This is a genomic window from Sphingopyxis sp. BE259 (assembly GCF_031457495.1).
In the GTDB taxonomy this organism is placed as follows: Bacteria; Pseudomonadota; Alphaproteobacteria; order Sphingomonadales; family Sphingomonadaceae; genus Sphingopyxis.
Window position 1 is genome coordinate 513,841 of the sequence record NZ_JAVDWM010000001.1, and the last position, 16,140, is coordinate 529,980.

The window sequence follows — 16,140 nt, forward strand, 5'->3', positions numbered from 1 at the left end:
TCCTTCTTTCGTCGTTTGGCCCCTTGGGGCTGCCCGTCTGGGCGGTGTTCGATGAAGGGGTTATGAGCGATTCGCATTGAGCCGACCCTGAACGCGCTTGTTGGCTGGCGTTCAGCTTCGCACCCCGGAACGCTTCCCTTTCGCGCCGCGCCGCCCTAACCCGCGCCGATGCGCCGTCTTTTTTTTGCCGCCATGATCTTCCTTGTCATCGGACCGGTGCCGGGGACGGTGCAGCGTTTTCCCATCGACGACTTGACCCAGCGCGCTGCGGCGCGCCCCCTGATGTTCGCGGCGGAGGCAGGCGGGACGATGCGTTATGTGCGCGGCTGGCGTCTGGTCAGCCCCAACAGCCGCTTCGGCGGCTTTTCGGCGCTGGCGCGACCGGGGGCGGGGCAGTTCCAGCTGATCGGCGACAATGGCTATCACACACGGTTGACGGTGGACGCCCGCGGCGCGGTGGCAAAGGTCAGCATCCGCCCGCTGCCGACCCCCGACGGCCGCCGTGCAACCAAAGCCATGGCCGACACCGAAGCGCTGTTTATCGATCCGGTCAGCGGTCACGCCTGGATCGCGCTGGAAGGGACCAATCAGATATGGCGGCTTGATCGCGGTCTCGGCGCGATCGAATCGCGCCGCCGCCTGCCTCCACCGCGCTGGCCGGCGAATCGCGGCGCCGAAGCGATGGCGCGGCTCGCCGACGGACGCACGCTGGTGTTTTCCGAAGACGCCGACGACGACCCGCGCGGGACGGCGGCGCTGCTCTACACGGGTGACCCGGCCGCGCCCGGACCGGCGCCGATCCGCTTTTTCTATGATTCGCGCGGCAAGGGGCTGGTGAGCGACGCCGCGGCGCTTCCCGACGGGCGCGTCCTGCTCGTTCACCGGCGGCTTGGTTTCGACCCGGTGTTTACGACGATTGTCGCTGTCGTCGATCCCGCCAGCATCGCGCGTGATGCCGTTGTGCGGTCGCGAAAGATCGGCCGTGTTCCCCGGCCACTTGCCGAAAATTACGAAGGCGCCGCGGTGACGGTCGAGCGCGGGAGGACCTATTTGTGGCTGGTCGCCGACGATAATTTCAACCGCTGGCAGCGCAGCCTGTTGCTCCAGTTCGAGCTGACCAGTCTGCCGCGAAGGGAAATGCCGGACAGCAAAAAGGCCGCGCGGAAACCGGCGGCCTGATTGCTTTTGGCGATTTGAAAGCGCTTAGGCGGTCTTTTCGGCCAGCTTTTTCGCGACTTCCTTCTTCACCTTGCGCGCCGAAGCCGACAGCTGGTCGTCGCTGGCCTTGACCAGCCAGTTGTCGAGGCCGCCATTATGTTCGACCGTGCGCAGGCCGTGGGTCGACACGCGCATCTTGACGCCCTTGCCCAGCGCGTCCGACAGCAACGTCACATTCTGCAGGTTGGGCAGGAAAGTGCGCTTGGTCTTGTTGTTGGCGTGGCTGACATTGTTGCCTACCATGCGACCCTTGCCGGTCAGTTCGCAGATGCGCGACATGCTGTTTGTCCTCGTACAAAAATTTCGGTTCGGCGTCCGGGCGCTTCCCGTGAAATCGGGGAAGGCAGGACCGGAGTGAGCCGGGAAAGGCGCGCGCTTATCGGCTTGCCGCAGATTCGTCAAGCGACTAGCGGGAAAAGCGATGCCGCAATTTCCGCTCCCCGAACCGATGCGCGCGGCGCTGAACCTCGCGAAAGCCGCAGCCGATGCGGGCGAAGTGCCGGTCGGCGCGGTTGTCGTCAAGGACGGGACGATTATCGGCGAGGGTCATAATCGCCCCCGCGAATCGCACGATCCCACTGCGCACGCCGAAATCGTCGCGATTCGCGCCGCCGCGCGGGCGCTCGGCAACGAACGGCTCGACGGCTGCGATCTGTACGTCACCCTCGAACCCTGTGCGATGTGCGCGGGCGCGATCGCCCATGCCCGCATCGCCCGTCTTTATTATGGCGCTGACGATTCGAAAGGCGGCGCGGTCGTCCACGGCCCGCGCGTTTTTGCCCAGCCGACGGTGCATCACCGGCCTGAAGTGTATGACGGGATCGGGGCAGGGGAGGCGGCGGCGCTGCTGCGGGATTTCTTCGCCGCGCGGCGGTGAATACGAAGGTCTGCGTTTGGGTGGGAAGCGGACGTTTGCCATCTTCGTCATCCCGGACTTGATCCGGGATCCACGGCGGCGCTGAAGTCATGGACCCCGGATCAAGTCCGGGGTGACGACAGGGGGGCAGCGACCGCAACCCTCGTTACCTGTCGCAGCTAATTCCCCAAAACCTCCTCCACCCATTCCGGCACCAGCACTCCCGCTGGCCCATGCCGTGCCTCGGCGAACCAATGGCTGCCTTGGCTTGGCTCCATATTCAGTTCCAGCGTCCGCGCCCCCGCCTGCCGCGCCTCGCGCACAAACCCCGCCGCCGGATACACCGCGCCCGACGTCCCGATCGATACGAACAGGTCGGCACGATTCAGCGCGTAGTAGATCTCGTCCATCCGGTACGGCATTTCGCCGAACCACACGATGTCGGGGCGCAGCGTTCCCGCCGCGCCGCACGCCAGACAGGCGGGGCGATCGAGCAGCGTTCCGGTCCATGGGCTCCGCGCGTCGCACGCGGTGCACCATGCGTTCAGATGCTCGCCATGCATATGGATCAGCCGTCTTGCCCCGGCGCGCTCGTGCAGATCGTCGACATTTTGCGTCACGATCAGCAATTCGCCCGGCCATGCGGCATCGAGCCGCGCCAGCGCGTCATGCGCGGCGTTCGGCACCTTGGTCTGGATTGCCTCGCGCCGCATGTCATAGAATCGCAGCACCAGATCGGGGTCGCGCGCGAATGCCTCGGGGGTCGCGACATCTTCGACGCGGTGCTGTTCCCACAATCCGCCGCCGTCGCGAAACGTGTCGATGCCGCTTTCGGCGGATACGCCCGCGCCGGTCAGGATGACGATGTTCTTGATAGGGGGCACACTAACTCCGTTCGTCCTGAGCTTGTCGAAGGACTGTCCTTCCTCTTATGGCGGTTTGGAACAAGTACGGCCCTTCGACAAGCTCAGGGCAAACGGGGATCAGGGGTCATGACCAGCATCGGCATTATCGGCAGAGAAGGCCGGATGGGCGTCGCGCTCGCCGCGGCGATTGCGGAAGCGGGGCAGCAGCGCTGCGGAATCGACAAGGGCGGCGACGTCCTGGAACTGGCTAGTGAAGCCGACGTCCTCGTCGATTTCTCGTCGCCCGCGGCGCTCGAAGCGACGCTGGACGCCTGCATCGCGTCGAAGAAGCCGGTCGTCATCGGCACGACTGGACTGGAGGAACGCCATCATTATCTGATCGACGATGCCGCCGCCGACATCGCGGTGCTCCAGACCGGCAACACCTCGCTCGGCGTCACGTTGCTCGCACATCTGGTGCGCGAGGCGGCGGCGCGGCTCGATCCCGAATATGACATCGAAATCGTCGAAATGCATCACCGGATGAAGGTCGATGCGCCCAGCGGCACCGCGCTGCTGCTAGGGCAGGCGGCCGCCGACGGACGCGGGATCGACCTTGCCGCGGCTTCCGAGCGCGGCCGCGATGGGGTCACCGGCGCGCGCGGGCGCGGTAACATAGGCTTTGCCAGCCTGCGCGGCGGCACCGTCGCGGGGGATCATGACGTGATCTTTGCCGGGCCGGAGGAAATGATCACTTTGTCGCACCGCGCCGAAAACCGCATGATCTTTGCCCGCGGCGCGGTGCGCGCCGCGCTGTGGCTGACCGGGCAACAGCCGGGGCGCTACATAATGCCGCAGGTGCTGGGGCTGCCCGACCGGTGAAAAAGGCCGATATTTTCGAATTCTACCGCCGCCTTGCCGAACTGAACCCGGCGCCCGAAACCGAACTGGCCTATGGCAACACCTATCAATTGCTCGTGGCGGTGGTGCTGTCGGCGCAGGCGACCGACGTCGGGGTGAACAAGGCGACGCGGCGATTGTTCGCGGACGTGACGACGCCGCAGCAGATGATCGATCTGGGCGAAGATGGCCTGAAGGATCATATCAAGACGATCGGGCTGTTCAATGGCAAGGCGAAAAACGTCATCGCGCTCTCCGAAATCCTCGTCCGCGATTTTGGCGGCGAAATCCCCGCCGACCGCGACACGCTGGTCGAATTGCCGGGGGTCGGGCGCAAGACCGCCAATGTCGTGATGAACTGCGCCTTTGGGGCGGAAACCTTTGCCGTCGACACCCATATTTTTCGCGTCGGCAATCGCACCGGCCTAGCGCCCGGCAAGACCGTGCTGGCGGTCGAAAAGGCGCTGGAGAAAGGCACCCCCGGCCCGTTCCGCGTCGGCGCGCACCATTGGCTGATCCTTCACGGCCGCTACATCTGCAAGGCACGCACGCCGGAATGCTGGCGTTGCCCGGTGGTCGATCTGTGCCGGTTCAAACCAAAGACGGCGCCGCCGAAGGGGTGGCAGGCCGGTTGACCCGCTTCTTTTTCACAAATGTCGGCTTTGGGGTGGGGAGCGGACGTTCCCCACCCTCGTCACCCCGGACTTGATCCGGGGTCCATGACCCCTTGCGCCGCGGCAATCTTGAGAGGGCGCAGGGATCCCGGATCAAGCCCGGGATGACGAAAGTTTATGTCCGCTATCGGTCGAAAGCAGCCACGCCAACACCTAAATATAGTCTTGACTAACTTTTTGCCGCCGACCAGCGTCGTCGCGCGGGCGGCGGGAGAGAGGCATGAGCTGGAGCAACTGGTCGGGCAGCGTCACCGCGGCGGCGCAAATCGCCCGCCCGCATAGCGAGGACGAACTCGCCGCGCTCATCCGCAGTGCGCGCAAGCTGCGCGTTATCGGCGCCGGGCACAGTTTCATGCCGCTGTGCGAATCGGACGAGCTGATTGTCAGCCTCGACGATCTGGCGGGCGAGATGCACAGCGCCGCCGATCGCCGGACCGCGCACATTCCGGCGGGGTGGAGTATCCGCCGACTGACCGCGGCGCTGTGGGACGAAGGATTGGCGCTGGCCAATCAGGGCGACGTCAATCCGCAGTCGCTCGCCGGGGCGATGGCGACCGGGACGCACGGCACCGGCGCCGATCTCGGCTCGCTCGCGACCTTTGCGCGCGGCTTCCGGCTGATCGGCGCCGATGGCGAGGCGCATTGGTGCGACGCCGTCACCAACCCCGACCTCTATCAGGCGCAGCGGCTGTCGCTTGGGCTGTTCGGGGTCGCGACCGAGATCGAGGTCGCGGTCGTCCCGGCCTTTTACCTCTCCGAACGGATCGAAAAGCGCCGCTGGGCCGAAGTCCGCGAAAGCTATGACGACCTCGTCCGTCAGCACCGCCACGTCGAATTCTGGTTCTTTCCGCACAGCGACGATGTGATCCTGAAAACGCTCGACCCGTGCGATCCGTGCGACCCGCCGCCGACCACGACCGATATGGAGGAGGCGAGTTTTCGCCGCATTCTGAACATTTCGGCGCGCCTGCCCTTCCTCACCCCGACACTCCAGCGGCTGATGATGAGAAGCGGCATTTCAGGACGCCGCCGCGGTCCGGCGCATCTGGTCTTTCCGTCCGACCGCAATCTGCGATTCGAGGAAATGGAATATGAAATGCCGCGCGCGGTCGGGCTCGACACGCTTGCCGAGGTTGTCGGCTGGATCCGTCGGAAACGCCTGCCCGTGACTTTTCCGTTCGAGTTTCGCACCGTCGCTGCCGACGACATCTGGATGAGCCCGATGAACGCCGGACCCGTCGCGGCGATTTCGATGCACCAATATGCCAAAATGCCGTGGCGAAACCTGTTCGCCGCGGCCGAGACGATCTTCCGCGGCCATGGCGGGCGGCCGCATTGGGCGAAACGCCACACGCTGACCCGCGCCGATGTCGCGGCGCTCTATCCGATGGCGGGGCGCTACAATGCCGTCCGCCGCGCCGCCGACCCTGACGGCAAATTCCTCAACCCGCATCTCGAAAGCCTGTTCGCATGACCACCGACCGCGACCTCCACGCGCATCTGATCGGCCAGCAAGGGTCGCGCGCCGACCTCAATACTCCGGTGCTGGTGCTCGACGTCGAGGCGCTTGATCGCAATATCACAGCGATGGCTGCGTTGGCGGCCAGCCAAGGCGTGGCGCTGCGGCCACATGCCAAGACGCACAAGAGCGTCGACATCGCCAAGCGTCAGATCGGCGCGGGCGCCGTTGGGGTGTGCTGCGCCAAGATTGGCGAGGCCGAGGCGCTGAGCGAGGGGGGCGTGACGGGCATCCTCATTACCTCGCCGGTCGCGGCGCCGCGCGCGATCGAGCGGCTCGCCGCGCTGGCGGCCCGCGCCGACGGCCTGATGGCCGTCGTCGATCATCCCGACGTCGCGGGGCGCATCGATGCGGCTCTGGCGGCCGCCGACGCGCGGCTCGACGTGGTCATCGACATCGACCCCGGCATCGCGCGCACCGGCGTCGCCTCGTCGGAGGCGGCGGTGGCGCTGGCCACGACCATCGCCGCCGCGCCGAATCTCGAATATCGCGGGGTGCAATTCTACTGCGGATCGCAGCAGCATATTGAACACTATGCCGACCGCCGCGCTGCGATCGTCGAGCGTACCGCCTATCTGCAAAGCGTCATCGCGGCGCTGGCCGACGCTGGCTTTGCGCCGGGCATCGTTACCGGATCGGGCACCGGCACTCACCGCATCGACCTTGACCTGGGCGTCTTCACGGAATTGCAGGCGGGCAGCTATGTCTTCATGGACAAGCAATATCTCGACTGCGACCTGACGGGCGAGGACGGCGAACCGCCGTTCGAAGTGTCGCTGTCGGTCGATGCGCGCGTGGTCAGCGCCAACCACAGCGGCCTCGTCACCATCGATGCCGGGTATAAATCGCTCTCGACCGATGGCGGCATCGCGGTGGTCCAGCGCGGCGCGCCCGAGGCTGCGTTTTTCGCCTTCATGGGCGACGAACATGCGGCGCTGATCGCCCCCGGCATCGGCGCGCTGCTGGCCCCCGGCGCCCCGGTCAGCCTGACCGTGCCGCACTGCGACCCGACAGTGAACCTCTACGACAGCTATCACGTCGTCGCGGGCGAGACGCTGGTTGATATCTGGCCAGTCAGTGCGCGCGGGCGGGCGCGATGATCGCGGCGGACCGCGCACCTGCCATCAAGCGTCCGCCGCAACAGGATCGCGCGCATCTGACCCGCGAACGGTTGCTTGATGTCGCGGGCACGCTGCTGACCGAGGTCGGGATCGAGCGGATCTCGACCAATATGATCGCGGCGCGCGCCGGGCTGACGCCGCCCGCGCTCTACCGCTATTTCGGCGACAAATATGCGGTGCTGGAAGCGCTGGGGCGGCGGTTGATGGACCGGCAGAACGATGTGCTGGAGGGCTGGCTGGCGCGGCATGCCTCTGGCGGGATTGCGGCGATGGCCGACCATATCGGCGATCTCCTCGCGGAAAACGCCGCGGTGACGCGCGCCGAGCCCGGCGCAGTGTGGATCTTGCGCGCGCTCCACGCGTCGCCGCGGCTGGTCCATGTCCGGCTTGCATCGCATCGTCATGTGACCGATCGCTTGGCTGACGCTTGCGCGCAGCATCTTGCTGCACCCGACCGCCGGCCACTGTGGTCGCGGTTGCGGCTTGCGGTCGAACTCGGCTTTGCCGCCGACGAGATGCTGTACGAGGAAGATCGGGTTTCGGGGGCTGTTGTGCTGACCGATGTCGCAGCGATGTTGCGCGCGTCATTGCTCGAACTGACCAGTCCCCCTCCCGCGGGCGGGAGGGGTTAGGGGAGGGCGTGTCCACCGATCCTGTGGAAACAAGCCCTCCCCCGACCCCTCCCGCAAGTGGGAGGGGAGTAGAATGGCGCCTTGCCGCAAGCACGCTTCCCTTTCGGCGATCCACGCTTTAGAGGCGGGGGCATATGGCCGCCGACAGCCCGCCCGATTTCCGCCTGCGCCTGCGCCGCGACAGCAATGCCGTCATCGCCTGGCTGCGCGGCATGTGGACGCGGCGTTGGTTCCGCTGGCTCGGCTATCTCGCGCTCGCAGGCGTTCTGTTTCTCGCGCTGATCTGGGTTGTTTTCGCGCGCGATTTGCCGTCGGTCGACCAGCTACGCGATTACGAACCGCCACTGCCGACGATGGTCCGCGACGGCGAGGGCAAGCCGGTGCACAGCTATGCGCGCGAACGCCGCGTCCAGCTGGATTATAGCGAATATCCGCAGCTGCTGGTGCGCTCGTTCCTCGCGGCGGAGGACAAGACCTTTTTCAGCCACGGCGGCATCGATTATCCGGGCATCGCGTCGGCGATCGTCACCAATTTGACCAACAGCGGCCGCCCGATCGGTGCATCGACGATCACCCAGCAGGTCGCCAAGAACCTGCTGCTGACCAATGAGCTGAGCTATCGCCGCAAGGTGCGCGAGGCGATCCTGGCGATGCGGATCGAGGATGCGCTGACCAAGGAACAGATTCTCGAGCTGTATCTCAATGAAATCCCGCTCGGTCGCCGCGCCTTCGGGGTGCAGGCAGCGAGTCGCGCCTATTTCGACAAGGATGTCGATCAGCTCCAGCTCCACGAAATGGCGTTCCTCGCAATCCTGCCCAAGGCGCCCGAAAAATATGGCCGGACGCGCAACGAAGCCGAGGCGCTGGCGCGGCGCAATTTTGTGCTCGGGTCGATGGAGGACAATGGCTGGATCACCGCGGCGCAGCGCGACGCTGCGCGCGCCATGCCGCTCGGCCTTACGAACAGCGGCAATACCGCGATCGCGCAGGTCGGCGGCTATTATATGGAAGAGGTGCGGCGCCAGTTGATCGCACAGTTCGGCGAAACCGCCGACGATGGCCCGCTCAGTGTCTATGCGGGCGGGCTGTGGGTCCGCACGCCTTACGACGGCAAGATGCAGACCGGCGCGACGATGGCGCTGCGCAAGGGGCTCCAGCGCTATGACGCGGGTAAGGGCTGGTCGGGACCGATCGCGACGATCGAGGCTGACGACCAGTGGCAGAGCCGCCTGGCGTCAAGTTTCATCGGCATCGATTACGACAATTGGCGCGTGGCGGCCGTGCTATCGAAATCAGCGGGTGCGGTCCAAATCGGTTTTGCCAACGGCGATACCGGGACGCTGCCCGCCGGCGCCGCGACGCTCGGCTATCGCAAGACCGGCGGCAATGCGTTTTCGGCAATGCGCCCCGGCGACCTGATCGTGGTCAAATCGACCGGCGGTAACAGCTACGCCCTCCGCAACATTCCCGAAGTGTCGGGTGGCATGGTCGTCGAAAGTCCGCATTCGGGCCGTATCTATGCGATGCAGGGCGGCTTCGACGTCCGCTTGTCGCCGTTCAACCGCGCGACGCAGGCGCAGCGCCAGCCGGGATCGACGATCAAGCCGTTCGTTTATGCCGCCGCGCTCGACAATGGTATGACCCCGGCGACGATGATCGTCGACGGGCCGTTTTGCGTCTATCAGGGCGCGGCGCTCGGCAATAAATGCTTCCGCAACTTCGGCAATTCGGGGGGCAGCGGCGAACATACGATGCGCTGGGGGCTCGAACAGTCGCGCAACCTGATGACGGTCAAGACCGCCAGCCAGATCGGCATGGAGCCGATCGTCGAAACCATCCAGGCGATGGGCATCGGCAAGCATGAGCCTTATCTGTCGACCGCGCTCGGCGCCGGATCGACGACGGTCGAAAAGATCACCAACGCCTATGCGATGCTCGCCAACCATGGCCGCGCGCTGACCCCGCGCGTGATCGACTACGCTCAGGACCGCCGCGGCAAAGTGATTTTTCCGAAAAGCTGGAAGCCGTGCGACGGTTGCAACAAAAAGGATTGGGACGGGCGCCCGATGCCGCGCTTTGCCAAATCGGGCAAGCAGCTGATGGACCCGATGACCGCCTATCAGGTCGTCCATATGCTCGAGGGCGTCGTCCAGCGCGGCACCGCGGTGCGGCTGCGCGACCTGAATGTGCCACTGTTCGGCAAGACCGGCACGACCACGGGGCCGAACGACGTGTGGTTCGTCGGCGGCACCCCCGACGTGATCGCGGGCATGTATATCGGTTTCGATCAGCCGCGCAGCATGGGCGGCTATGCCCAGGGCGGCAGCTATGCCGCGCCGATCTTCAAGGATTTTGCGCTCGCGGCGCTCGCCGATCGCCAGCCGATTCCATTCGCGGCGCCCAAAGGCGTGCGGATGGTCCGCATCGACCGCCGGTCGGGCCGCCGCGTCTATGGCAGCTGGCCGGGGACCGATCCGAAAGCATCGATCATCTGGGAAGCGTTCAAGCCCGAAAGCGAACCGCGCCGGACGATCCGCGAAGAGGAAATCCAGCCGGTGAAGACCCCCCGGCGGCAGGACGCGCCGGTGCGGCAAGGCCCGGCGGGGCGCAGCGACAACGACTTCCTCGACGACCGCGGCGGCATCATCTGACCCGTAGGTCGAACTCATAGACCGTTCGTCCTGAGGAGGGGCTGAGCCTGTCGAAGCCTGTCCTGAGCGCCTGCAAGGCAGTCGAAGGGACCCGTCTCGAAGGATTGCAACGCCGCGATCCTTCGAGACGCCATTTCGACAAGCTCAATGGCTCCTCAGGGCAAACGGAGCAAGGGGATGCGGCCTTGTTAGAAATCACGCCGGTCTCTATGGCCGGTTTTCACTAGTTTCAGGAGCAAGGACATGCGCGCCGAAGCGCAGGATCATATCGACAAGATTGGCGCCGCGCTGGCGCTGCTGCGGCGTTTTCTCGACTGGGATCGCGCCGTGCGGCGGCTCGACGAGCTGAATGCCAAGGTCGAGGATCCGACTTTGTGGGACAGCCCCAAGGCGGCGCAGGAAGTCATGCGCGAGCGGCAGCGGCTCGACGCCGCGATCACCGCGACGCGCGCTATCGAAACCGAATGCGCCGACACCGCCGAACTGATCGAACTCGCCGAAATGGAAGGCGATGAGGCGATGGTCGATGAGGCTGTGGCCTCGCTGGCAACGCTTGCGGCGCGCGCCGAAGAGGACAAGATCCGGGCGCTTCTCGCGGGCGAGGCCGACGCCAACGACGCCTATATCGAAGTTCATGCGGGCGCGGGCGGCACCGAAAGCCAGGACTGGGCCGAAATGCTCCAGCGCATGTACGGCCGCTGGGCCGAAAAGCGCGGGTTCAAGGTCGAGCTGGTCGAATATCAGGCGGGCGAGCAGGCGGGCATCAAATCGGCAACGATGCTGGTCAAGGGCGAGAATGCCTATGGCTATTCGAAGACCGAAAGCGGGGTCCACCGCCTGGTCCGCATTTCGCCCTACGACAGCTCGGCGCGGCGCCACACCAGCTTCTCGTCGGTCTGGGTCTATCCGGTGATCGATGATAATATCGACATCGAGATCAACGAAGGCGACCTCAAGATCGACACCTACCGCGCCTCGGGCGCGGGCGGCCAGCACGTCAACACCACCGATTCGGCAGTGCGTATCACGCACATCCCGACCGGCATCGTCGTCGCCAGCCAGAACGACCGATCGCAGCACAAGAACCGCGCGACCGCGATGGGGATGCTCAAAGCGCGGATGTACGAAGCCGAACTGCAAAAACGCGAAGCCGCGGCGTCGGGCGAATATCAGGCAAAGACCGAGATCGGCTGGGGCCACCAGATCCGTTCCTATGTCCTCCAGCCCTATCAGCTGGTGAAGGACCTGCGCACCGGCGTGACCTCGACCGCACCCGGCGACGTGCTCGACGGCGCGCTGGACCCGTTCATGGCTGCGGCGCTGTCGCAGAAGGTGACGGGCGAAAAGGTCGAGGTCGAGGACATCGATTGATGACGCGATCCGCCGCCGCCCTGCTCGCGTTGATGCCGCTTCTCGGCGGCTGCGACGCGCCCTGGGATGACAGCGGCGACCGCGCGGCAACCGCGCGCGAATTTCCTCCCGCCGATCGCCCGGTGGCGCCGACCGTTTCGACCAAATGGTCGACCGAAGAAGCGCGCGACCGCGTCAACGAGGCCGAAGACGTCATGGACTCGGCGGATGTCCGCCCCGGCATGACAATCGCCGACATCGGCGCGGGCGACGGCTACTACACCGTGCGCCTGGCGCAGCGGGTGGGTGCTGGCGGGCGGGTGCTGGCGCAGGACATCATCCCCGAGGTGATCGAGCGGCTGGCCGACCGGGTGGCGCGCGAACGGCTCGACAATGTGTCGCTCAAACTCGGCGCCGTCGATGATCCGCGGCTGCCGGCCGCCAGTTTCGACCGCGTGTTCATGGTCCATATGTATCATGAGATCGGTGAGCCTTATGCCTTTCTGTGGCGGCTGCGCCCGGCGCTACGCGCGGGCGGGCAGGTGATCGTGGTCGATGGCGATCGCGCGATTGCCGACCATGGCACGCCGTTCCGCCTGCTCGTCTGCGAGTTTCAGGCGGTGGGATACAAGCTGGTGTCCTATGACGACAAACAGCATGCCGGGGGGTATCTCGCGCGGTTCGTGCCCGACGGGAAGCGGCCCGATCCGGACGCGATTACGGTGTGTGATAATCCGTGAAATAGTCGTCGCCCCCGCGAAGGCGGGGGCCGCTATCGTTTTACGCGGCTTGGACAGGAAAGACCGCTAGCGGCCCCCGCCTTCGCGGGGGCGACGCTTGTTAATACACCACCAACCGGTCGCTATCGCCGATCTCGGCCATAAAGCTCACCAGCCCGCCGGTGCGTACCTGCGGCACCAACTCGCTCGCCGTCATGCCGACCAGTGCCATGCCCGACTGACAGACGACTAACCGCACATCCATCGCCATCGCCTCGGCGATCAGCGACACCAATTCAGGCTGCCCCGCCGCGCGCCGGTTCTCATCGCCCGCAAAAGCGATGGGCGTGCGCAGCATTGCCACCGCTGGTCCTTGCAGGAATATCCGTGCCGACCGCCCGAGCGCCGCCGCTGCGGCCGCCGTCTCGAGCGCGGCGTAGAAACGTTCGCCATCGGCCGAAGCGACGATGATGTTCAACCCCGGCATATCGGACACTCCGGATCCTTGGCGATCGCGACCTCCCGCCAGCGCCGGTCGAGCATATCGATGATCGCCAGCCGCCCGGTCAGGGCTGGACCCCAGCCGGTCAGCGCGCGCACCGCTTCGAGCGCCGCCATCGTCCCGATCATCCCGGCAAGGGCACCCATGACGCCGGTTTCGGCGCAGTTTAGTCCCTCTTGGTCGGGATCGTCGCCGACGAGGCAGGCGTAGCATGGACTGCTTGGGCGCCAGCCCTCGTACAGCGCCACCTGCCCCTCGAACGCGCCGATGGCGGCGCTAAGCAGCGGGGTCTGCAAGGCGGCGGCAGCGCGGTTGACCGCGAGCCGGGTAACAAAATTGTCGCAGCCGTCGAGGATCAGGCTCGCGTCACCGAGCAGCGCTCTGGCATTGCCTCTGTCCAGTCGCTGGACGACCGCGACTGCCTCGACATGCGGGTTGATCCGCCGCGCCGCATCTGCCGCGACCGAGGCTTTCGACGCCCCGATGTCGGCATCGGTGAACAGCGGTTGCCTTTGCAGATTCGACAATTCGACGACGTCATGATCGATAATCGTCAGCCGGCCGACTCCCGCCGCCGCCAGATAAGTGATCGCCGGACACCCGATGCCCCCCGCGCCAACGAGGACAACATGCGCGGCCTTCAGCTTCGCCTGCCCGGCGCCACCGAACGCCGGCAGGATGATCTGGCGCGCGTAGCGGTCGAGTTCGGCGTCGGTCAGCAATTACTCGCTCAAACGTCGGGTCTTGATCCCCGACAGCGATGCCAGCCCTTCGGCGTCGGCGGTTTCATCAACAGGTTCGCTCTCGACCCCGGTCGATCCGAACCCGCCCGCGCCGCGTTCCGTTTCGTCGAGCGTCGTCACCTCGGCAAAACTGGCGCGCTGCACCGGTGCCGGGACCAACTGGGCGATGCGGTCACCGCGCTTGATGTCGAAATTATCCTCGCCCAGATTGGCCAGGATGACCTTCACTTCGCCGCGATAGTCGCTGTCGATCGTCCCCGGCGTGTTGAGGCAGGTGATGCCATGTTTGAGTGCGAGGCCCGATCGCGGTCGCACCTGCACCTCATAGCCGGACGGGATCGCCATCGCGAACCCCGTCGCGACCGCGTGGCGGGTGCCGGGCCGGATCGTCAGCGATTCGGCGGCAACGACGTCCATCCCCGCGGCGCCATCGCTGGCATAGGCGGGCAGGGGCAGGCCGCCGCCGTTGGGCAGCCGCTGAATACGGATTTCAATCGGGCTAGCGGGGGCTACGCGCATCGAGCTCATCGGCGATCTTTTCCATCAATTTGCGGGCGACGGCCGCCTTTGGCAGTCGGTCCCAGCTGTCTATCCCGGTTTTGCTAACGATATGCACCCGGTTGCTCTCGCCGCCCATCGGGTCGGCGGCGACGTCGTTGGCGACGATCCAGTCGCATCCCTTGCGTGTCAGCTTGGCCTGGGCGTGGGCGATGACATCGTTGGTTTCGGCGGCAAAGCCGACCAGCAGGGCAGGGCGCTGCGGGCTTTTGGCGACACTTGCCAGAATATCGGGATTTTCGGTCAGCGCGAGCGGTGGAACTTGGCCGCTGCCGTCTTTTTTGATCTTTTGCGGCGCGGTGTCGGCGGCGCGCCAGTCGGCGACCGCGGCGACCATGATTGCGGTATCGACGGGCAGGCCTTTCTCGACCTCGGCCGCCATCTCGACCGCGGTTTCGACATCGACACGGATCACCCCGGGCGGGGTCGGCAACTCAACGGGACCGGCGATCAGCAGCACCTCGGCCCCAGCCGCAGCAGCGGCCTCGGCGATCGCAAAACCCTGTTTGCCGCTCGACCGGTTGGCGATGTAGCGTACCGGATCGATCGGCTCGTGCGTCGGGCCTGCGGTGATCAGGATGCGGCGACCAAAGAGCGGGCGGTGATTTGCGGGCGCGAAGTCGGGTTGCGATGCAAGGCTGCCACCCAAAACCGTTTGTCCTGAGCTTGTCGAATGGCTGTTCTTTTCTTCGGCGGGCGTGAAGGACGGTGCTTCGACAAGCTCAGCACGAACGGTCTTAAGAGCGATTTCTATCGCCGCGAAAATCGCAGCGGGTTCAGGCAGCCGCCCCGGCCCAAACTCACCGCACGCCATCTCGCCCTCGTCGGGCGCCATCACGGTCACGCCGTCGCCGCGCAACGTCGCGACATTGCGCTGCGTCGCCGGGTGCAGCCACATGCGGACATTCATCGCGGGCGCGGCCAGCACCGGCTTGTCGGTCGCGAGCAGCAGGGTGGTCGCGAGATCGTCGGCAATGCCCGCCGCCATCTTCGCCAGCAGGTCGGCGGTCGCTGGGGCGACGACAACCAGATCAGCCTCGCGCGACAGCTGGATATGCCCCATCTCGACCTCGTCCTTCAGGTCGAAGAGATTGGTGTAAACCTTGTTCTCGCTCAGCGCCGCGAGCGTCAGCGGCGTCACAAACTGCTCACCGGCGCGGGTGATGACACAGCGCACGACATAGCCCGATTTGCGGAGCAGGCGGACAAGTTCGATGCTCTTGTACGCGGCGATGCCGCCGCCGATGATGAGCAGGATGCGGGGCTTGATCATCGTCAAACCCCCGTCAGCAGCACGTCGAGTGCGTTCAATATGTCGTAGCGCTGGTCGGCAAGCGAGCCGACCTTGCGGCCTAGCTCCTCAACGCCGACTGCCGATGCGAGTTGCGTCGCAAGAATATGCTGCTCGCCGTCGATCGAGAACATAGGGTGCAGCCGTGGAAGCGTTCTGGCGGTTTGCGCCGATAACAGGGGAACAACAAACCGCGTACCAAAATGGTCGAGCAGGTCGCTCTGGCAATCGAGCAGCAGTTCGTCGCCCAGCCGACTTTCATGCACGTCAAATTGCGCCATCAGAATTGCCGGTACTTGGCAAGCGGAAGGCCGTTCTTGCGGATATAGTCGTTCCAGCTTTCGATGGCGGCGCGATTTTCTTCTTTCCACGCTGCCTCGCGGGCCTTTTTGACTTCGGCGGCAAGCCCCGTCTGGCAGGCCTCGCTAACGTTGATGCCGAGCTGCTTGGCCTCATCGACAAGGTCGGCGCTCAGCGACACATTAGTCGCCTTCTTGGGGCCTTCGAATCGAGCGGGACGGTTCATCGCCATTCTCCTTGCGCATAAGATATGCGCATAGG

The 16,140-nt window shown here is 65.4% G+C and carries 18 protein-coding genes; 10 read left to right on the top strand and 8 right to left on the bottom strand.

Annotated elements, in window-relative coordinates; all coding sequences use genetic code 11:
* Positions 1-168: 168 nt before the first annotated feature.
* The gene (locus J2X44_RS02510) at positions 169-1,179 is read left to right on the top strand and encodes an esterase-like activity of phytase family protein (protein ID WP_310087696.1); all 1,011 of its coding nucleotides are present in this window, start codon (positions 169-171) and stop codon (positions 1,177-1,179) included.
* Positions 1,180-1,203: 24 nt separating this feature from the next.
* Here the strand turns inward: J2X44_RS02510 and rpmB are convergent, their stop codons facing one another.
* The gene (gene rpmB, locus J2X44_RS02515; protein ID WP_310087697.1) at positions 1,204-1,497 is read right to left on the bottom strand and encodes a 50S ribosomal protein L28; all 294 of its coding nucleotides are present in this window, start codon (positions 1,495-1,497) and stop codon (positions 1,204-1,206) included.
* A 142-nt stretch (positions 1,498-1,639) separates the two neighbouring features.
* On the opposite strand from rpmB, the gene tadA reads away from it, so the two are divergent.
* A complete protein-coding gene (tadA, locus tag J2X44_RS02520) occupies positions 1,640-2,095 on the top strand; it encodes a tRNA adenosine(34) deaminase TadA (RefSeq protein ID WP_310087698.1) in 456 nt (151 codons plus the stop codon).
* A 158-nt stretch (positions 2,096-2,253) separates the two neighbouring features.
* Here tadA and J2X44_RS02525 read toward each other — a convergent pair whose 3' ends face one another.
* Positions 2,254-2,958: an NAD-dependent deacylase gene (locus J2X44_RS02525; protein ID WP_310087699.1), complete on the bottom strand. Its 705-nt coding sequence runs from the start codon at positions 2,956-2,958 to the stop codon at positions 2,254-2,256.
* Positions 2,959-3,066: 108 nt separating this feature from the next.
* On the opposite strand from J2X44_RS02525, the gene dapB reads away from it, so the two are divergent.
* The 8 genes from dapB to J2X44_RS02565 all read left to right on the top strand — a co-directional run bounded on the left by dapB (position 3,067) and on the right by J2X44_RS02565 (position 12,506).
* Positions 3,067-3,801: a 4-hydroxy-tetrahydrodipicolinate reductase gene (dapB, locus tag J2X44_RS02530; RefSeq protein WP_310087700.1), complete on the top strand. Its 735-nt coding sequence runs from the start codon at positions 3,067-3,069 to the stop codon at positions 3,799-3,801.
* A complete protein-coding gene (gene nth / locus J2X44_RS02535; protein ID WP_310087701.1) occupies positions 3,798-4,454 on the top strand; it encodes an endonuclease III in 657 nt (218 codons plus the stop codon). Before dapB ends, nth begins: the two co-directional genes overlap by 4 nt.
* Before the next feature lie 259 nt (positions 4,455-4,713).
* Positions 4,714-5,967: a D-arabinono-1,4-lactone oxidase gene (locus J2X44_RS02540; RefSeq protein ID WP_310087702.1), complete on the top strand. Its 1,254-nt coding sequence runs from the start codon at positions 4,714-4,716 to the stop codon at positions 5,965-5,967.
* Positions 5,964-7,112 (top strand): DSD1 family PLP-dependent enzyme, encoded by a 1,149-nt coding sequence (locus J2X44_RS02545; protein WP_310087703.1) that lies wholly within the window; start codon positions 5,964-5,966, stop codon positions 7,110-7,112. Before J2X44_RS02540 ends, J2X44_RS02545 begins: the two co-directional genes overlap by 4 nt.
* Positions 7,109-7,765 (top strand): TetR/AcrR family transcriptional regulator, encoded by a 657-nt coding sequence (locus tag J2X44_RS02550; RefSeq protein ID WP_310087704.1) that lies wholly within the window; start codon positions 7,109-7,111, stop codon positions 7,763-7,765. Before J2X44_RS02545 ends, J2X44_RS02550 begins: the two co-directional genes overlap by 4 nt.
* Positions 7,766-7,899: 134 nt before the next feature.
* On the top strand, positions 7,900-10,416 hold the full coding sequence (locus J2X44_RS02555; protein WP_310087705.1) for a transglycosylase domain-containing protein: 2,517 nt from the start codon (positions 7,900-7,902) through the stop codon (positions 10,414-10,416).
* A 243-nt stretch (positions 10,417-10,659) separates the two neighbouring features.
* Positions 10,660-11,787, top strand: a complete 1,128-nt coding sequence (gene prfB / locus J2X44_RS02560; protein ID WP_310087706.1) for a peptide chain release factor 2 — start codon at positions 10,660-10,662, stop codon at positions 11,785-11,787.
* Complete coding sequence (locus J2X44_RS02565) at positions 11,787-12,506, top strand: class I SAM-dependent methyltransferase (protein ID WP_310087707.1); 720 nt, start codon at positions 11,787-11,789, stop codon at positions 12,504-12,506. The genes prfB and J2X44_RS02565 overlap by 1 nt, the downstream gene beginning before the upstream one ends.
* Before the next feature lie 100 nt (positions 12,507-12,606).
* On the opposite strand, the gene J2X44_RS02570 is transcribed toward J2X44_RS02565, so the two are convergent.
* The 6 genes from J2X44_RS02570 to J2X44_RS02595 are packed head-to-tail and all read right to left on the bottom strand — an operon-like array spanning position 12,607 to position 16,105.
* On the bottom strand, positions 12,607-12,972 hold the full coding sequence (locus tag J2X44_RS02570; RefSeq protein ID WP_310088312.1) for a DsrE family protein: 366 nt from the start codon (positions 12,970-12,972) through the stop codon (positions 12,607-12,609).
* Entirely contained in the window at positions 12,960-13,709 is a 750-nt protein-coding gene (locus J2X44_RS02575) for a HesA/MoeB/ThiF family protein (RefSeq protein WP_310087708.1), read from the bottom strand. Before J2X44_RS02575 ends, J2X44_RS02570 begins: the two co-directional genes overlap by 13 nt.
* The gene (gene dut, locus J2X44_RS02580; RefSeq protein WP_405053387.1) at positions 13,710-14,249 is read right to left on the bottom strand and encodes a dUTP diphosphatase; all 540 of its coding nucleotides are present in this window, start codon (positions 14,247-14,249) and stop codon (positions 13,710-13,712) included. It abuts the gene before it with no gap.
* A complete protein-coding gene (locus J2X44_RS02585; RefSeq protein ID WP_310087710.1) occupies positions 14,230-15,561 on the bottom strand; it encodes a bifunctional phosphopantothenoylcysteine decarboxylase/phosphopantothenate synthase in 1,332 nt (443 codons plus the stop codon). The genes dut and J2X44_RS02585 overlap by 20 nt, the downstream gene beginning before the upstream one ends.
* Before the next feature lie 2 nt (positions 15,562-15,563).
* Positions 15,564-15,860, bottom strand: a complete 297-nt coding sequence (locus J2X44_RS02590) for a CcdB family protein (RefSeq protein WP_310087711.1) — start codon at positions 15,858-15,860, stop codon at positions 15,564-15,566.
* Positions 15,860-16,105: a type II toxin-antitoxin system CcdA family antitoxin gene (locus J2X44_RS02595; RefSeq protein WP_310087712.1), complete on the bottom strand. Its 246-nt coding sequence runs from the start codon at positions 16,103-16,105 to the stop codon at positions 15,860-15,862. Before J2X44_RS02595 ends, J2X44_RS02590 begins: the two co-directional genes overlap by 1 nt.
* Positions 16,106-16,140 lie beyond the last annotated feature (35 nt).